The following is a 17,272-nucleotide window of genomic DNA, read 5'->3' on the forward strand; positions in this document are numbered from 1 at the left end:
CCAGGCTGCCCGCCGCCGCGCCGACCGTGGCCAAGGCCACCCCCAAGGACGCCGACGGCGGCGAATGGGAGTCGTTCTGAGCGCTGTCGCGAAGACCTGCTCAGCAAGAATGGGGCCAGGACTTCAGCTGCGACCCCACGCCAGAATCTCGACGCCCACGCCCCGATAGCCGATGAGGTTGCACCCCCTGTCGAACATGGGGGTGCCACTGACGCGAAACGACTGGTGGCTGCCATCGGGGCGGGTACGCTCCAGCAGGACATCGAGAAAAGGCATGCGCGAGGTGATGCGTCTTTGGAGTTCCAGCCGGCCTTCTTCGTCCCAGCCCTCGCTGATCGACGGCAGCGCCTCTGTTTCCAGCGTGGCCACGCGAAACCCCAGCATCTCGAGCACCGGCCCCGAGACCTTGGTGAAGTTCCCCTCGTGGTCCTGCTCCCAGTACCAGTCGGTGGCGAGTTCGGTTAACGCGCGGTACCGCGCCTCGCTCTCCTGCAATTCGGCGGTGCGCTCGAGCACCTGCCGCTCCAGCTCCAGGTTGTGCTGCTCCAGTTGGCGATGGAGCAGCCGGATTTCGATGAGATTGTGGATGCGGGCTTTGACCTCAACCATGTCGAACGGCTTGCTCACGAAATCCTTCGCGCCTGCCTGCAGGGCACGCAGCTTGTGCCCCGGCTGGGCCGTGATCACCAGCACGGGCAAGTAACTGTCGTGGCCGCTGGCCTTGAGCCCTTCCATCACCTGGAAGCCATCCATTCCGGGCAGCTGCAGGTCCAACAGGATCAGATCGAAAGGCGTCTCCCGGTGCATGCGACACACCAACGTGGGATCCAGCGTGGCAAACACCTGGGTGTAGCCCGCCGCCATCAGCATTTCCTCCAGCAGCCTCACATTGACTTGCTGATCGTCAACCACCAGGATGCGGGCGTTGAGAACTTCTTTGGCGGTGATGGTCACGATGGGGCCTGTGCATGGGGACGTTGGGGGGCAACATTGGCTTGGGCCAGCGCCCGCTCAATGGTCAATAACAGCTCTGCCACGCGGATCGGTTTGGTGACATAAGCAAAAAATCCCGCCTCCAGCCCCTTCTGGATATCCCGGGGCACGGCGTTGGCGCTGAGCGCAATGATCGGGATGTGCGCCGTGGCTGGGTCGGCGTGCAGCAACCGCATGGCCTCGATACCGCTGATCCCAGGCAGGTTGATGTCCATCAGGATGACACTCGGCAGGTAGGCACGGGCAAACTCAATGCCGGTGTGGCCATCCGACGCGCTCAGCAGGTGCAGTTGGGGGCAGCGCTCGATGATCTGCTCGACCAACGCCAGATTGGCGGGGTTGTCTTCCACGTACAGCATGGTGCGGGTGGTTTCGCCAGCGCACGCGAGCGCGTTCCCGGCAGGCACCCACGCGGCGGCGTGGTCGGTGCTGGGCGCCGCCACCAGGGTCAGGTCGACCCAGAAAACACTGCCCACGCCCAGCGTGCTGTCGACGCCGATCTGTCCTCCCATCAGGTGCACGAGTCGCTGCGTGACCACCAGGCCGATGCCCGTGCCCTCCTCGATGCCCGCCTCCCGGCCGAGGCGATTGAATGGCTGGAACAGATGCGCCAGCTGCTCGCGCGACAAGCCATGGCCGGTGTCGCGCACGGTGATGCGCACCACCAACGGCGACAGCACCGTGCAGTCGACATCGACGTGGCCCGCACGCCGGTTGTACTTGACGGCATTGAAGAGCAGATTCACCAGGACCTGTTTGAGGCGCGTGCGGTCGCCCTTCACATGCAAGGGCAGGATCATGGGAACAAAGTTCAGCCCCACCTCGCGCTGCACCGCCTGCGACTCCACCAGCGCCTGGCACTCGGAGAGCAAGTCACTCAACGCCACAGGTTCTTCCGACATGATGAGCTTGCCGGACTCGATCAGCGCCAGATCAAGGATCTCGTTGATCAGCTCCAGCAGGTACCAGCCCGCCTTGAGGATCTGGTCGATGCTGCGCTGCTGCGCCACCGTCGGCACGGGCGTGCTCGACGCCACCAACTGGGCAAAACCCAGAATGGCGTTGAGCGGCGTGCGCAGTTCGTGGCTCATGCTGGAGAGAAATTCGGTCTTGGCAAGGTTGGCGCGTTCCGCCGCGGTGACAGCTTCCTTGAGGTGCAACTGGGCGCGCTTGCGGGCCGAGTTGTCACTGCCGATCAACAGGTAGCCAATCAGTTCACCGTAATCGTCGCGCAGCGCGGTGATCGACACCACCGCCGGAAAAGCCGTGCCGTCTTTGCAGAGGTAGGTCAGCTCATAGATGTCTTCGATGCCCCGGGAGGCCTTGAAGGACAGGGCCTCGAAACCTGCGGCGATCGGCGTCCCCAGTTCCGCGCTCAGCGCTTCGGCCCGCGCCCGCACCTCTTGGGGGTCGTGCATGTCACTGGGGCTGACGCGGTTGACGACCTCCTGCGCCCGGTAGCCCAGCATGCGCTCGGCGCCCACGTTGAACAACTGGATGATGCCCTTGTCATCGGTGGCGATGATCGAGAAATTGGCGCTGTTGAAGATGGCGTTCTGGAGCGCACCAGCGGCCAGCAGGCTGCCGGTGCCGATCGATGCGTTCAGTGCCACGTGGGCACCGGCGACCGCTCGGCTCGCTGTCGCCATCTGTGTCTCGGACATGTCGGGATCTCGGGTTCCCCAAGCCAAGGACCAGCTGGGTTGGCTCAACGTAACCCTCCAGGATCGCAGCGTCTGTGCGCCAGCACACACAGCAGATCGCCACACGCGAGGCGCGGCTCAACCGCCGCCACGCAGCATGTAGAGGTCGAAACGTTTCATGAAGCGGTGGCGCTGGGCGTCGTCCAGCCCGGAGAAGTGAAAGGCCACGACCAGCCTGGGCAAACGCATCAATGCGATGGCCCGGGGCGTGACAACCTGCCAGTCGATCGCCAGCTGCCCCTGGTCGATGTCGGCCCGCAGCGAAGCGCCTTGCCGCTGCCATGGGTGTGCACCCATGGCCTGCGGCAGCCAGCGCAGCCACTCGGCTTCGGTACAGGCCATGTCGCGTTCGAAGCGCTCGGCGTAGTGTGCTTGCACACCGCGCCTCAGCCGCCGGCGATGGGCGGCCAGATCGCCAGCACATCCCCATCGACCAGGGTGGTGCTGGCGCGCACCTCGGGCGCGACGTAGCGGCCGTTCACCAGCACCAGGTGCACCAGCTTGGGCGGCATGCCGAAGGGTGCGATGATGGTGGCGATGCTGTCGGTGGGCGCCACCTCGAGTTCGAGCTGGTTGGCCCGCCGCGCCTCGGGTGGCAGGTAATCGGTGAGCGTGGCGAAGAGCTTGAAGGTGATCTTCATCCCGTGATCATGCCCTGCGGCGGGTGTCATCGGCACCGCTCCAGTGGCCTTGTCCTTGCGCCGCGCCCAGGTAGGCGTCCATCAGGCGGGTCGGGTCGGCCATCAGGCTGTCCTTCCACGGGCCCAGGTGCACCTGGCCTTCGACCAGCCCACGCATCACACCCACGTGTTCGGTCCAGCCCACGCTGTTGCAGCCCACCATCACGTCGCCCTTGAACTGCAGGCTCAGGTGGCGGCCGCCGGCGGTGTCGGTCAGTTCCACGTGCTCGCCACCGGGCACACCTTCCCAGTTGCCGAAGCTGGTGGAAATCAGGCCCAGGGTGTCGAGCACGTTGATCTGGGTGACGCCCTTGAGTTCGGCGGTCTGGCCCACCATGTTGAGCGCGGCCACGCGGGCCTGCTCGGCCGCGTTGGGCTGGATGGCGCTGACGATGGTCTTGCCGCTGACCTTGTCGAAGGCCTCGGCGCAGTCCCCTGCGGCGTACACGCCGGGCACGTTGGTCTGCAGGTGCTCGTCGGTCAACACGCCCAGCAGGCAGGTGATGCCAGAGTCCTTGAGGAAACCGATGGCAGGACGCACGCCGGTGGCGCTGATCACCAGATCGGCCTTGACGCTGCGACCGCCCGACAGGCGCACGGTCAGGCCCTTGTCCTCGTCGCTGCCTCCCAGTCCCAGGGCACCGGCGATCTTGCTGACAATGCCACCACCACCCTGCCCCGCCGGCTCGATGGCCTCGACCTTGGTGCCGGTGAAGACCTGCACGCCCTGGGTCTCGCACCAGTCGCGGATCATGCCCCCGGCCGTCGGACCCATCATGCGCGGCACCATGCGGTCGCCCATCTCGACCACGCTCAGCGAGACGCCGCGCTGCTTGAGCGCTTCCATGATGATGCAGCCGATGAAGCCGGCGCCCATCTGCAGCACGCGGGCGCCCGGTTGGGCCAGGGCCGCGATGGCGCGCGCGTCTTCGAGCGTCCAGCAGGGGTGCACACCCGGCGAATCCATGCCGGGGATGGGCGGGCGCACGGGGTGCGAGCCGGTGGCGATCAGCAGCTTGTCAAACGCCAGCGTCTGGCCGTTGTCCAGCGTCACGGTGCGCTGCGCGGTGTCCACCGCACTGGCTTTGGCACGCACCTGGGTGATGCGCAGGCGCTGGTAGTGGTCGGCCGTCTTGCGAAGGTAGGTGCCGCCCTCGTCGATCTGGCCGATCAGCAGGTAGGGAATGGCCATGCGCGAGTACGGCGGCTCGGCCTCGTCGCCCACCAAGGTGATGGTGTCGGCGGGGGCGTGCTTGCGTATGGTTTCGGCCGCGATGACGCCGGCCGGTCCGGCGCCGAGGATGACGTGATGTGTCATGTGGGATGCTCCAAAAGAAGAAGCGGCCAGGGCCCGAGCTGGACCATGGGCCGCTTTCTCGTTGTCCGAGGCGGTTGAATCAGAGACTCAGACGGGCCTTGGTCTGGGCGGTGGGACGGCCTTCGCTGTCCCAGCCGCGGGCGGCGTAGTACTTGGGCAGCATCTCGGGCAGCTTGCTGACCATGCCCTTGGAGCCACCGGTCTTGGCGGCCTCGGTCAGCAGGCGCTTGGGCAGGTTGTCGTCGGCCTTGGTGAAACCGGCGGCGTTGTTGAATTCGCGCTCCATGTTCCAGATGCGCTCACCGATCTTCTCCAGTTCCTCGGTGGTGTAGGCCTCGTCGCAGGCGGCTTGCAGCTGCGGCGCCAGATCGGCCACGCCCCAGGCGAAGGTGGTGAACACACACAGGCCGGAGGAATCGAACGCGGCGGTCGCATCCTGGAAGGCCTTGACCAGCTCGGGCTTGCCCTCGCTCTCGGCCGGCTCGGTCTTGACCGGGATGCCCAGCACCTCGGAGGCGATGGTGTAGCCGCGCAGGTGGCAGGCGCCACGGTTGCTGGTGGCGTAGGCCAGACCGATGCCCTGGATGGCGCGGCCGTCGTAGGCAGGGAACTCCTGGCCCTTGACGCTCATGGACAGGTCGGGGTGGCCGTACTTGGCGGTCAGGCGCTTGGAGCCCTGGCCAATGTCCTTGCCAAAGCCCTCGCCCTTGGCCGTGATCTCGGCAAAGTAGGCCAACGCCTGGGCCGAGCCAAACGGCGCCTCGATGCCGAGCTGCTCCTTGGTCAGCACGCCCATCTCGTACAGCTCCATCACCGCGCCCACGGTGGCGCCGAAGCTGATGGGATCGAATCCTTCCTCGTTGCACAGCAGGTTGGCGTACTGCAGGGCCTCCAGGTCGTTGACGCCGTTGGCAGCCCCCAGCGCCCAGGCCGCCTCGTACTCCAGGCCGCCACTGGCACCCCAGTACTGCGGCTTGTTGGCCACGGTGAAGTGCCCCTCATCCATCTTGCTGATGCGGCCGCAAGCGATGGTGCAGCCGAAGCAGGCCTGGTTGGTCACCAGGTGCTTCTTGCCGTCGCTGGCGCGTGGCGTGGCCATGGCCTCGGCCGAGATGTCCTTGGCGCCCTCGAACTGCACGTCGCGGTGGTTGCGCGTGGGTAGGGCACCGATCTCGTTGATCACGTTCATCAGCACCTGCGTGCCATAGGCCGGCAGGCCCTGGCCGGTGACGGCGTTCTCGGCCAGGATCTTCTTCTTCTCGAAGGTCACCTTCATGAAGGCCTTGGGGTCGCGGATGTTGCCCACGCCCTTGGTGCCGCGCACCGCGATGGCCTTGAGGTTCTTGCTGCCCATCACGGCGCCCACGCCCGAACGCCCGGCCGCGCGGTGCAGGTCGTTCACCACCGCCGCGTACAGCACCCCGTTCTCACCCGACTTGCCGATGCTGGACACCCGCAGCAGCGGGTCCTGCAGGCTGGACTTGAGCATTTCCTCGGTCTTCCAGACGCTCTGGCCCCACAGGTGGCCTGCATCGCGCAGTTCAACCGTGTCGTCGTTGATGTAGAGGTAGACCGGCTTGGCCGACTTGCCTTCAAAAATGACCATGTCCCAGCCGGCCATCTTGAGTTCGGCGCCCCAGTAGCCGCCCGAGTTGGAGCAGGCGATGGCGCCGGTCAGCGGACCTTTGGTGATGACGGTGTAGCGGCCGCCAGTGGAGGCCATGGTGCCGGTCAGCGGGCCGGTGGCCCAGATGATCTTGTTGTCCGGCGACAGCGGGTCGACCTTGGGGTCGATCTCGCTGATCAGGTACTTGCTGCCGAGGCCACGCGAGCCGATGTAGGCACGTGCCCAGTCCATCCGCAGCGGTTCGGAGGTGGTGGTGCCCGTGGTCAGGTTGACGCGGAGGATTTTTCCAGCCCAAGACATGTTGAAGCTCCTGTGTGTGGGTGGTGATCAGGCGGCGGAAGCCTGGTTGCCCAGCTTGTCCGCCCACTGCTGCATCTTGCCCATGCCGGTCCAGTTGGCGTCGATGAAAGTGATGGCGCCGGTCGGGCAGGCTTCGGCGCAGGCGGGTTCGCCACCGCACAGGTCGCACTTCTGGACCTTGCCAGTCTCCTGCACGTAGTTCACCGTGCCGAAGGGGCAGGCGATGGTGCAGACCTTGCAGCCCACGCAGGTGGTTTCGTTCACCACCTTGGCACCTGTCATCTTGTCGACCGTGATGGCCTCGACCGGGCAGGCGTGCAGGCACCAGGCTTCGTCGCACTGGGTGCAGGTGTAGGGCACCTTCTTGCCGGTGTGGTGGAAGTCGAAGACCTTGATGCGCGACTTGGAGGTGGCGTAGGTGCCGTAGTTTTCAAACGAACACGCCATCTCGCACTGCAAACAGCCGGTGCATTTGTCCGGATTGATGTGCAGGACTTTCTGCATATGAGGTCTCCTGGTTGGGTGGCAGCGTTGGGCAGCTTATGCAGCGCTGTGCTTATGAACAAATTTGCAGATGCATTGTGAAAAGTCGCGCCCCGATGCCTCTTAGGGGTAAACCCGGAAAAACGCCCGGCGCCAGCAAAAATTCTCAAACTGAGACAGACGCCCCACATCGGGCCGGCTCTGGCGCCTTGCCCGGGCCAGTCACACGCGACACAATCGACCCACGCCCGACACCGCCACGCCCCCCATGCACCACGCCGTCCCCTCCACGCCTGCGGAACAAGCCCGCCTGGGCCACATCGAGCGGGCACGGCGCTCCGTTCTGCTGGAGGGCCAGCCCTCGCCCGGCATCGAGCCCTGGATACAGCGCTCCTGGCAGCGCTGCCTGGCGCGCGGCCGGCAGGCCGGCGAAACGGTGGTGTTCGATGCTGTGGGCGCGGCCGACATCCGTCACCTCACCGACAGCAACCGGCCCCTGATCCAGGCCGCCGAGCCCACCCTGCACAAGCTGGCACGGGCCATGGCCGACACACGGTATTTCGCCATCCTGACCAATGCCCAAGGGGTGGTGATCACCGTCGGCGGCCCGGTCAACCCAAGCGAGCCGCGGGCCACCGCCATCGCGCGCGTGGGGGTGGATTTGTCCGAACAGGCGGTGGGAACCACCGCGATAGGGGCCGCCCTGGCGGAATTGCAACCGGTCTGGCTGCACCGGGGCGAACATTTTTTTGACGCCAATGGCCACTACAGCTGCGCCGGCGCGCCCTTGTGGGGACCGCAGGGCGACTGCGTGGGCATGCTGGACCTCACTGGTGTGGACGTGGCCGAGCGCCCGGCCCTCAAACACCTGGTCACACAGTCCGCGCGCAGCATCGAAAACGCCCTCACGCTGGCGCAGCCCCACGCGCTGCTGCTGCGCCTGAACTGGCCCGGCCAGGGCCTGGGCGACGACGGCGACGGTCTGGTGTGTGTGGACGCCGACGGCCATGTGGTGGGCCGCAACCGCGCCGCCAGCGACATGCTGGCCCTGACCCATGGTCAGCAGCGCCCCCACTGCAGCGACCTGTTCGCCATGCACTGGGAACACCTGTTCGACGCCGCGCGCGCGCGGCGGCCAGCGGCCGAGCAGCCCTTGTGGTCCGGCCTGCGCCTGCAAGTGCTGGCCAGCCTCAACAGCGGCGGCTCAGAAGCCGGCCACGGCATGGCGTCGGCCAGCCCGACCAGCGGACTCAAGGACATCGAAGCCGCGCTCATCAGGCAGGCGGTGCAGGCCGCGCGGGGCAATGTGATGGAAGCGGCCCGCGCTCTGGGCATCAGCCGCGCCACGGTGTACCGCAAGCTGGGCAGGCGCCCCTGACCCGGTCGTCGACGCCCCATTCTGGGGGCTTCGCGGTATAATGCCGGGTTCGCCGAATGATCGGCCCGCATCCGCCTCCCGCCCGAGATGCCACCGCCACCCAGCCAATGGCGGTCCCGCCCCCCTTTTAGCGAATCCGGCCCCGCCCACGGCGAGGGCCACGCTGCGCTCCGGTCTGCCGTGCGCCGTGTTGCCCCTGCGGGCGACCGGCGCATCCAGATCCGGAACGTCCGACACACACGTACCCGAAGGAGCCTCATGGCCAAGGAAGAACACATTGAAATGAACGGCAAGGTCACCGAAGTCCTGCCCGATACCCGTTTTCGCGTCACGCTGGACAACGGCCACGAACTGATCGCCTACTCGGCCGGCCGCATGAAGAAAAACCACATCCGCATCCTCGCAGGTGACAAGGTGTCGCTGGAAATGTCGCCCTACGACCTGACCAAGGGCCGCATCACCTTCCGCCACATCGAAGGTCGCGGCCCTGCCGCACCGCGCCGCCCGCGCTGAAACCCGCAGGCCGGCTCAGCCTGTCTCGCTGCGCACAAAACCCTGTGCGGCCGGGCTGATGCGCAGCAACTGCGCATCGTCGAAGAACGTCGCCACCGGCACATCGGCCAGCACACGGCCTTTTTCCAGGTAGATGACCCGGCTGGCCAGGCGCTTGACCTGGCCCAGGTTGTGGCTCGCGAACACCAGGGTCATGGGTGGCAGGTGATCCCGCACACCCTGCGTGCCGCCAGCGGCAAACTCCGCCACCAGTTTCTCGACCTCGCGCTTGGCGTGCGGGTCCAGGCTGGCGGTGGGCTCGTCCAGCAACAAGACCTGCGGCTGCCGGGCCCAGGCACGCGCCAGCGCCAGCCGCTGCTGCTGGCCACCCGACAGCTCACGCGCCTGGCGTTGCGCCAGCTCGGCCAGTCCGGTGCGCTCCAGGGCGATCAGCGCCCGATCTTGGGCTTCGCGCCAGCGCCAGCCGGCCAGCCACAGGCCCAGCGCCACATTGTTGCGCGCGCTGGTGCGCAGCATGTGTGGCCGCTGGAACAGCATGGCCTGCGCGCGAGCGGGCGGCACCCGCACATCCCCCTGGTTCGGCGCCAGCAGGCCATTGAGCAGGCGCAACAGGCTGCTTTTACCGCTGCCATTGGCGCCCACCAGCGCAATGCGCTCGCCGGCCTGGATCTGCAGGCTGACCTCACGCAAGGCCTGGGTCTTGCCCAGGCGCACACCCGCGGCGTCGAGCCGGAACAGCACCGGGGCGTCGGCGGGCACCACCGGCAGCGCCGGCCAAGGCGTTCGTTTGCCGGGGCGCAGCGGCACCACCTGGGCCGTCATACCGCCCACCCCGCGCCAGCGTCATGGGCCAGCGGCACGCCGCCGCCGCGCTCGCGCCAGCGCCTCAGCACCGACACCAAGGCGTTGAGCAGCAACATCACCGCCAGCAGCACCAGCCCCAGGCCCAGGGCCAGCGGCAGGTCGCCCTTGCTGGTCTCCAGGGCGATGGCGGTGGTCATGACACGGGTGAAGCCGTCGATATTGCCGCCCACGATCATCACCGCGCCGACCTCGGAAATCGCGCGACCAAAGGCGGTGATGGCCACGGTCAGCAAGGCATACCGTTCGTCCCAAGCCAGCAGCAGGCTGCGCAACACCGGACGGGCACCCAGCGAGGCGAGCTGTTCGCCGTGTTGGCGTTCGGCGTCGGACACCACCTGGCGCACCAGGGCCGTGACCACCGGCAGCACGAGGATGGCCTGGGCAAACACCATGGCTTTGAAGCTGAACAGCCAGCCCAGAAAGCCCAGCGGCCCGGTGCGCGACATCAACAGGTAGACCACCAGACCGACCACCACCGACGGCACGGCCAGCCAGGTGTTGAGCACCGTCAGCACAGCTTCGTGCCCACGGAAACGCGCCGTGCCCAGCCATGCCCCCAACCACAGCCCGACCAGGCCCGCGATCAGACAGGCCGTGGCGCTGACCGCCAGTGAGCGCCCCACCACCAGCCACAGGCTGGCGTCCAGAGACACCACCAGTTGCAGGGCGGTCAGCAGGCTGTCGACAAAAGTGTTCATGGGCGCGGCGGGACGGAAGGTGGCGAATGCTAGCCCCAAGCGCCTTCTGCGCCGACTGGGGTTGTCCAGTTATGCATCAACGTGCATAGGATCACACTGCGGCACACTCGGGACCATGCGCAAGATCGAGCTCAGCTACCAACTCAGCGCCCAACGCGAACGGGGCACCCTGATACGCAACCAATTGATGGATCTGCTGCAGGCGGTGCGGGCCCAAGGCTCGATCTCGGGCGCCGCACGTTGTCTGTCCCTGTCCTACCGGCATGTGTGGGGCCTGCTCAAGGAGTGGGAGCAGACGGTGGGCCAGGACCTGATCGTCTGGGAACGCGGGCAGTCGGCGCAGTTGACGCCGTTTGCCGACAAGCTGCTGTGGACCGAACGCCTGGCACAGGCGCGCCTTGCGCCCCAGATAGAGGCCCTGCGCGCCGAGCTGGAGCGCACCCTGGCCCTGGCCTTTGACGAAGCCAGCCATGTGCTCAGCCTCTACGCCAGCCATGACGACGCACTGCCCTTGCTGATGGACCACGCCACAGGGGCCGCCCGCCTGCACCTGGACATCCGCTTCTGCGGCAGCGTGGACGCCATCCGCGCGCTCAACGAAGGCCGCAGCGTGCTGGCCGGCTTCCACGTGCGCGAAAAGCCGCCGGCCGACAGCCTGTCGGCCCAGGCTTACCGCGGGCTGCTGCAGCCAGGGCAGCACAAGCTGATTGGCTTTGCCCGCCGCACCCAGGGCCTGATCGTGGCGCCGGGCAACCCGATGAAGATCGACGGGCTGCCGCGTGCCGCGCTCTGGCGGGCGCGCTTCGTCAACCGCGCGCTGGGCACCGGCACCCGGGTGCTGCTGGACGAACTGCTGGACGAGGCCGGCGTGGCCCCCGAGCAGCTCAATGGCTACGAACGCAGCGAGTTGTCGCACGCGGCCGTGGCACAGGCCATCGCCAATGGCAGCGCCGATGTGGGCCTGGGCACCGAGGCCTCGGCCCGGCGGCTGGGCCTGGGCTTCGTGCCACTGGCCCAGGAAAACTACCACCTGGTCTGCCTGAAGAGCGCCCTGGAGCAGCCGGCGGTGCGCGCCCTGCGCGAGGTGCTGGCCACCCCGGCCTGGCAGGCGCTGCTGAGCGGCACGCCGGGTTGTGCGCCGCAGCGCAGCGGCGAGGTGCTGTCGCTGCGCGACGCCCTGCCCTGGTGGAAGCTGCCGCCGCGCCGCATGCCGGCCCGCAAGGCAGCTACGTCGGCCACCGGGCGAACACCCACCCGCCCATGATTCAGCCCGGCAGGCGCCGGGCGATGTCGGCCACGAGCTGGCGCGCCAGGGCCAGCTTGCCGGCCTGGGGCAGCTCACGCGCGCCCTCGGCGTCCACCAGCAGCAAGGCGTTGTCGTCCTGGCCAAAGGTGGCCGGGCCGATGTTGCCCACCAGCAGCGGCACGCCCTTGCGCTCGCGCTTGGCCTTGGCATGCGCCGCGAGGTCGTGGCTTTCGGCGGCGAAACCGACACAGAACAAGGCCCCGCTGCGTGCGCGTTCGCTGGCCGCCACGCGGGCCAGGATGTCGGGGTTTTCCTCGAAGGCCATGGCCGGCACCTGGCCGCTGCCGTCCTTCTTGATCTTGTGTGTCGCGGCCTCGGCCGGGCGCCAGTCGGCCACGGCCGCCGTGGCGACGAACACCGTGGCCTGCGGCACGGCGGCTTCCACCGCCACCAGCATCTCGTGGGCCGACGACACGTCCACCCGGCGCACGCCACGCGGCGTGGGCAGGGCCACCGGCCCGGCCACCAGCGTGACCTCGGCGCCGGCCTCGCGGGCGGCGCGGGCAACGGCAAAACCCATCTTGCCGCTGGACTTGTTGGTGATGCCACGCACCGGGTCGATGGCCTCGAAGGTGGGACCGGCGCTGACCAGCACGTGCTGGCCCACCAGCGTCTTGGGCTGGAAGAAGTGCACCAGGTCGTGCAGCAGTTCGTCGGGCTCCAGCATCCGGCCGTCACCGGTTTCGCCACAAGCCTGGTCGCCCTGCCCCACGGCCAGCACCGTGGCACCGTCGGCACGCACCTGGGCCACGTTTCGCTGGGTGGCGGGGTGGGCCCACATCTCGCGGTTCATGGCCGGGGCCAGCAGCAGCGGCACCGTGCCCATGGGTCGGGCCAGGCACAGCAGGCCCAGCAATTCGTCGGCACGCCCCTGCGCCAGCTGGGCAATGAAGTCGGCGCTGGCCGGGGCCACCAGGATGGCGTCGGCCTCGCGGCTCAGGTTGATGTGGGGCATGGCGTTGGACTCGCGCGTGTCCCACTGCGAGCCATGCACCACCCGACCCGAGAGCGCCTGCATGGTGGTGGCGGTGATGAAGCGCTCGGCCGAGGCGGTCATGACCACCTGCACGGTGGCGCCAGCCTTGGTCAGTTGCCGGCAGAGCTCGGCCGACTTGTAACAGGCGATGCCCCCAGAGAGGCCCAGGACGATGTGTTTGCCGGCAAGGTCGTTCATGGGCGGCAATGTAGCAGAGGGGGGGGTAACGGTGGCGCGGGGTGCCCGAGCCCGCCACTTTATAATCGCCATTTCCACCTCCTGCGGGCTTTGCATGGCCCGTTTGCGACATGACCAAATTTGTGTTCGTCACCGGCGGTGTGGTGTCTTCCCTGGGCAAGGGAATAGCCTCCGCCTCCCTTGCCGCGCTGCTGGAATCCCGCGGCCTCAAGGTCACCCTCATCAAGCTCGACCCCTACCTCAACGTCGACCCGGGCACGATGTCACCCTTCCAGCACGGCGAGGTCTTCGTCACCGACGACGGCGCCGAGACCGACCTGGACCTGGGCCACTACGAGCGCTTCATCAACACCCGGATGAAGCGCGCCAACAACTTCACCACCGGCCAGATCTACAAGAGCGTGCTCGAAAAAGAGCGCCGTGGCGACTACCTGGGCAAGACGGTGCAGGTGATCCCGCACGTCACCAACGAAATCCAGGACTTCATCAAGCGCGGTGCCGGCTTCGAGACTCCCGACGCGGTGGACGTGGCCATCGTCGAGATCGGCGGCACCGTGGGCGACATCGAGTCCCTGCCCTTCCTGGAGGCCGTGCGCCAGCTCAGCCTGCGCCTGGGGCCCAACAACACCGCCTTTGTCCACCTGACCTACGTGCCCTGGATCGCGGCCGCCGGCGAACTCAAGACCAAGCCGACCCAGCACACGGTGCAGAAGCTGCGCGAGATCGGCATCCAGCCCGACGCGCTGCTGTGCCGCGCCGACCGCACCATTCCCGACGACGAGCGCGAAAAGATCAGCCTGTTCACCAACGTGGCGCAGTGGGGCGTGATCTCCATGCCCGACGTGGACACCATCTACAAGGTGCCGCGCGTGCTGCACGAGCAGGGCCTGGATGGCCTGATCTGCGACAAGCTGCGCCTGAACACCCCGCCGGCCAACCTCAAGCGCTGGGACGATCTGGTCTATGAAACGGCCCACCCGCGCGGCGAGGTGACCATCGCCATGGTCGGCAAGTACGTCGATCTGTCCGACAGCTACAAGTCGGTCAACGAGGCGCTGCGCCACGCCGGCATGAAAAACCACGTGCGGGTGAAGATCGAGCACCTCGATTCGGAAACCATGGAAGGCGATGCCAGCGCCCAGCTGACCAAATACGATGCCATCCTGGTGCCCGGCGGCTTCGGCAAACGTGGCATCGAAGGCAAGATCGCCACCGCCCGCTTCGCCCGCGAACACCGGGTGCCCTACCTGGGCATCTGTTTGGGCATGCAGGTCGCCACCATCGAGTACGCGCGCCATGTGGCAGGCCTCCAGGACGCCAACTCGACCGAGTTCGAGCCCGAGACGCCCCACCCCGTGATCGCGCTGATCACCGAGTGGAAGGACGCCGATGGCAGCATCAAGCAGCGCGACGAGAACTCCGACCTCGGCGGCACCATGCGCCTGGGCGCACAAAGCTCCGACGTGCAACAGGGCACGCTGGCCCACCAGATCTACGGCGACGTGGTGACCGAGCGCCACCGCCATCGCTACGAGGCCAACGTCAACTACCTCGACCGGCTGCGCCAGGCCGGGCTGGTGATCTCCGCTCTGACCCAGCGCGAACAGCTGACCGAAATCGTCGAACTGCCGCAAAGCCAGCACCCCTGGTTCGTCGGCGTGCAGTTCCACCCCGAGTTCAAGTCCACCCCCTGGGACGGCCACCCGCTGTTCAACGCCTTCGTGAAGGCGGCGGTGGACCACCAACGAAAGGCCTGACATGAAACTCTGCGGCTTCGACATCGGGCTGGAGCATCGCTTTTTCCTGATCGCGGGCACCTGCTCCATCGAAGGCCTGCAGATGTCGCTGGACGTCGCCGGCCAGCTCAAGGAGGCCTGCGCCGCGCTGGGCGTTCCGCTGATCTACAAGGGCTCGTTCGACAAGGCCAACCGCTCGTCCGGCACCACCCAACGCGGTCTCGGCCTCGATGCCGGACTGAAGGTGCTGGACGAGGTGCGCCGCCAGCTGCAGCTGCCTGTCCTGACCGACGTGCACGAGGCCTCGCAGGTGCCCGAGGTGGCCAGCGTGGTCGATGTGTTGCAGACGCCCGCCTTCCTGTGCCGGCAGACCGACTTCATCCGCGCGGTGGCACAGTCGGGCAAGCCGGTCAACATCAAGAAGGGCCAGTTCCTGGCGCCCTGGGACATGAAAAACGTGATCGACAAGGCCCGCGCCGCGGCCAGGGAAGCGGGCCTGTCCGAAGACCGCTTCCTGGCCTGCGAACGTGGCGTGAGCTTTGGCTACAACAACCTCGTGGCCGACATGACCAGCCTGGCCGAGATGCGCCAATCGGGCGCCCCGGTGGTGTTCGATGTCACCCACTCGGTGCAAAAACCCGGTGGCCTGGGCAGCGCCAGTGGCGGCGCACGCGAGATGGTTCCCGTGCTGGCCCGCGCCGGCGTGGCCGTGGGCGTGGCCGGCCTGTTCATGGAAACGCATCCCAAGCCGGCCGAGGCCTGGTCCGACGGCCCCAACGCCGTGCCGCTCAAGCACATGAAGGCCCTGCTGGAAAACCTGGTGGCGCTGGACCAGGTGACCAAGCGCCATGGCTTCCTCGAAAACGACTTCGGAGCCTGACCCCATGCCCAGCGGTTATGTCATCGCTTCGGTCACCGTGACCGATCCCGTCAAATACGAGGACTACAAGAAGTGGTCCACCGCCGCCATGCAGGCACACGGTGCCGAGGTCTGTGTGCGCGGTGGCCAGGTGGACGTGATGGAAGGCGACTGGAACCCCGGTCGCACCGTCGTGTTGAAATTCCCCAGTTTCGAGAAGGCCCGGGCCTTCTACCAGAGCGCCGAGTACCAGAAGGCCAAGGCGGCACGCGAAGGCGCCGCCATCATGCGGCTGGTGGTGGTCGAAGGCGTGTGAGTTCGTTTTGCGTTTTGTTTTGACCTGAAAGAGAAACCATGAGTGCAATCGTTGACATCGTTGGCCGTGAAGTGCTGGACAGCCGCGGCAACCCCACCGTCGAATGCGACGTGCTGCTGGAATCCGGCGTGATGGGCCGGGCGGCCGTGCCCTCGGGCGCGTCCACCGGTTCGCGCGAGGCCATCGAGCTGCGCGACGGCGACAAGAGCCGCTACCTGGGCAAGGGCGTGCTCAAGGCGGTCGAACACATCAACACCGAGATCAGCGAGGCCGTGCTGGGCCTGGACGCCTCCGAGCAGGCCTTCCTGGACCGCACCCTGATCGACCTCGACGGCACCGAGAACAAGAGCCGCCTGGGCGCCAACGCCATGCTGGCCGTCTCCATGGCCGTGGCCCGCGCCGCCGCCGAGGAAGCCGGCCTGCCGCTGTACCGCTACTTCGGTGGCAGCGCCAGCATGCAGATGCCGGTGCCCATGATGAACGTGATCAACGGTGGCGCCCACGCCAACAACAACCTGGACCTGCAGGAGTTCATGATCATCCCCGTGGGCGCGCCCAGCTTCCGCGAGGCGGTGCGCTACGGCGCCGAGGTCTTCCACGCGCTCAAGAAGATCATCCACGACAAGGGCATGAGCATCGCCGTGGGCGACGAGGGCGGCTTCGCCCCCAGCGTGGCCAGCCACGAGGCCGCCATCCAGATGATCCTGGAAGCCATCGCCGCCGCCGGCTACGTGGCCGGCGAGCAGATCGCCATCGGCCTGGACTGCGCCGCCAGCGAGTTCTACAAGGACGGCAAGTACCACCTCGAAGGCGAAGGCCTGGTGCTCAGCGCCGAGGAATGGACCAACATCCTGGCCACCTGGGTCGACAAGTACCCCATCATCAGCATCGAGGACGGCATGGCCGAAGGCGACTGGGACGGCTGGAAGCTGCTGACCGACCGCCTGGGCAAGAACGTGCAGATCGTGGGCGACGACCTGTTCGTCACCAACACCAAGATCCTGAAGGAAGGCATCCAGAAGGGCATCGCCAACTCCATCCTGATCAAGATCAACCAGATCGGCACCCTGACCGAGACCTTCGCCGCCATCGAGATGGCCAAGCGTGCCGGCTACACCGCCGTCATCAGCCACCGCTCGGGCGAGACCGAGGACAGCACCATTGCCGACATCGCCGTGGGCACCAACGCGCTGCAGATCAAGACCGGCTCCATGAGCCGCAGCGACCGCATGGCCAAGTACAACCAGCTGCTGCGCATCGAGGAAGACCTGGGCGACGTGGCGAGCTACCCGGGCCGCGACGCGTTCTACAACTTGAAGTGATC

General features: G+C 67.0%; 17 protein-coding genes. 7 read left to right on the forward strand and 10 right to left on the reverse strand.

Annotated elements, in window-relative coordinates; all coding sequences use genetic code 11:
• Window positions 1-123 precede the first annotated feature (123 nt).
• The 7 genes from AAHB17_RS15250 to AAHB17_RS15280 form a co-directional block, all read right to left on the reverse strand.
• Window positions 124-954: a response regulator gene (locus AAHB17_RS15250; protein ID WP_342131485.1), complete on the reverse strand. Its 831-nt coding sequence runs from the start codon at window positions 952-954 to the stop codon at window positions 124-126.
• Window positions 951-2,642, reverse strand: coding sequence for a hybrid sensor histidine kinase/response regulator (locus tag AAHB17_RS15255; protein WP_342131551.1), 1,692 nt, complete (start codon window positions 2,640-2,642; stop codon window positions 951-953). The genes AAHB17_RS15250 and AAHB17_RS15255 overlap by 4 nt, the downstream gene beginning before the upstream one ends.
• Before the next feature lie 132 nt (window positions 2,643-2,774).
• Window positions 2,775-3,074 (reverse strand): hypothetical protein, encoded by a 300-nt coding sequence (locus AAHB17_RS15260; RefSeq protein ID WP_342131486.1) that lies wholly within the window; start codon window positions 3,072-3,074, stop codon window positions 2,775-2,777.
• 8 nt (window positions 3,075-3,082) lie between these two features.
• Window positions 3,083-3,337: a sulfur carrier protein ThiS gene (gene thiS, locus AAHB17_RS15265; RefSeq protein WP_342131487.1), complete on the reverse strand. Its 255-nt coding sequence runs from the start codon at window positions 3,335-3,337 to the stop codon at window positions 3,083-3,085.
• 7 nt (window positions 3,338-3,344) lie between these two features.
• Window positions 3,345-4,694, reverse strand: coding sequence for an NAD(P)/FAD-dependent oxidoreductase (locus AAHB17_RS15270; protein ID WP_342131488.1), 1,350 nt, complete (start codon window positions 4,692-4,694; stop codon window positions 3,345-3,347).
• 79 nt (window positions 4,695-4,773) lie between these two features.
• Complete coding sequence (locus AAHB17_RS15275) at window positions 4,774-6,621, reverse strand: aldehyde ferredoxin oxidoreductase family protein (protein WP_342131489.1); 1,848 nt, start codon at window positions 6,619-6,621, stop codon at window positions 4,774-4,776.
• Between the two features lie 27 nt (window positions 6,622-6,648).
• A complete protein-coding gene (locus AAHB17_RS15280) occupies window positions 6,649-7,125 on the reverse strand; it encodes a 4Fe-4S dicluster domain-containing protein (RefSeq protein WP_342131490.1) in 477 nt (158 codons plus the stop codon).
• Between the two features lie 247 nt (window positions 7,126-7,372).
• Here AAHB17_RS15280 and AAHB17_RS15285 point away from each other — a divergent pair, with 247 nt between their 5' ends.
• The gene (locus tag AAHB17_RS15285) at window positions 7,373-8,482 is read left to right on the forward strand and encodes a helix-turn-helix domain-containing protein (protein WP_342131491.1); all 1,110 of its coding nucleotides are present in this window, start codon (window positions 7,373-7,375) and stop codon (window positions 8,480-8,482) included.
• A 258-nt stretch (window positions 8,483-8,740) separates the two neighbouring features.
• Entirely contained in the window at window positions 8,741-8,995 is a 255-nt protein-coding gene (gene infA / locus AAHB17_RS15290) for a translation initiation factor IF-1 (protein WP_342131492.1), read from the forward strand.
• Window positions 8,996-9,010: 15 nt separating this feature from the next.
• Here the strand turns inward: infA and AAHB17_RS15295 are convergent, their stop codons facing one another.
• Complete coding sequence (locus AAHB17_RS15295; RefSeq protein ID WP_342131493.1) at window positions 9,011-9,817, reverse strand: ATP-binding cassette domain-containing protein; 807 nt, start codon at window positions 9,815-9,817, stop codon at window positions 9,011-9,013.
• Window positions 9,814-10,557, reverse strand: coding sequence for an ABC transporter permease (locus AAHB17_RS15300; RefSeq protein ID WP_342131494.1), 744 nt, complete (start codon window positions 10,555-10,557; stop codon window positions 9,814-9,816). Before AAHB17_RS15300 ends, AAHB17_RS15295 begins: the two co-directional genes overlap by 4 nt.
• Window positions 10,558-10,672: 115 nt before the next feature.
• On the opposite strand from AAHB17_RS15300, the gene AAHB17_RS15305 reads away from it, so the two are divergent.
• Window positions 10,673-11,821: a substrate-binding domain-containing protein gene (locus AAHB17_RS15305; RefSeq protein ID WP_342131495.1), complete on the forward strand. Its 1,149-nt coding sequence runs from the start codon at window positions 10,673-10,675 to the stop codon at window positions 11,819-11,821.
• Window position 11,822: 1 nt separating this feature from the next.
• Here the strand turns inward: AAHB17_RS15305 and coaBC are convergent, their stop codons facing one another.
• Window positions 11,823-13,037 (reverse strand): bifunctional phosphopantothenoylcysteine decarboxylase/phosphopantothenate--cysteine ligase CoaBC, encoded by a 1,215-nt coding sequence (gene coaBC / locus AAHB17_RS15310; protein ID WP_342131496.1) that lies wholly within the window; start codon window positions 13,035-13,037, stop codon window positions 11,823-11,825.
• A 110-nt stretch (window positions 13,038-13,147) separates the two neighbouring features.
• Here coaBC and AAHB17_RS15315 point away from each other — a divergent pair, with 110 nt between their 5' ends.
• Genes AAHB17_RS15315 through eno form a run of 4 tightly spaced genes read left to right on the forward strand, consistent with a single transcriptional unit; the run spans window position 13,148 to window position 17,270 of the window.
• Window positions 13,148-14,794 (forward strand): CTP synthase, encoded by a 1,647-nt coding sequence (locus tag AAHB17_RS15315; protein WP_342131497.1) that lies wholly within the window; start codon window positions 13,148-13,150, stop codon window positions 14,792-14,794.
• 1 nt (window position 14,795) lies between these two features.
• Window positions 14,796-15,653, forward strand: coding sequence for a 3-deoxy-8-phosphooctulonate synthase (gene kdsA, locus AAHB17_RS15320; protein ID WP_342131498.1), 858 nt, complete (start codon window positions 14,796-14,798; stop codon window positions 15,651-15,653).
• A 4-nt stretch (window positions 15,654-15,657) separates the two neighbouring features.
• The gene (locus tag AAHB17_RS15325) at window positions 15,658-15,948 is read left to right on the forward strand and encodes a DUF1330 domain-containing protein (RefSeq protein WP_342131499.1); all 291 of its coding nucleotides are present in this window, start codon (window positions 15,658-15,660) and stop codon (window positions 15,946-15,948) included.
• 38 nt (window positions 15,949-15,986) lie between these two features.
• Window positions 15,987-17,270, forward strand: coding sequence for a phosphopyruvate hydratase (eno, locus tag AAHB17_RS15330; protein ID WP_342131500.1), 1,284 nt, complete (start codon window positions 15,987-15,989; stop codon window positions 17,268-17,270).
• Window positions 17,271-17,272: the final 2 nt, after the last annotated feature.

Source organism: Hydrogenophaga sp. OTU3427, assembly GCF_038440225.1.
Lineage (GTDB): Bacteria > Pseudomonadota > Gammaproteobacteria > Burkholderiales > Burkholderiaceae_C > Hydrogenophaga.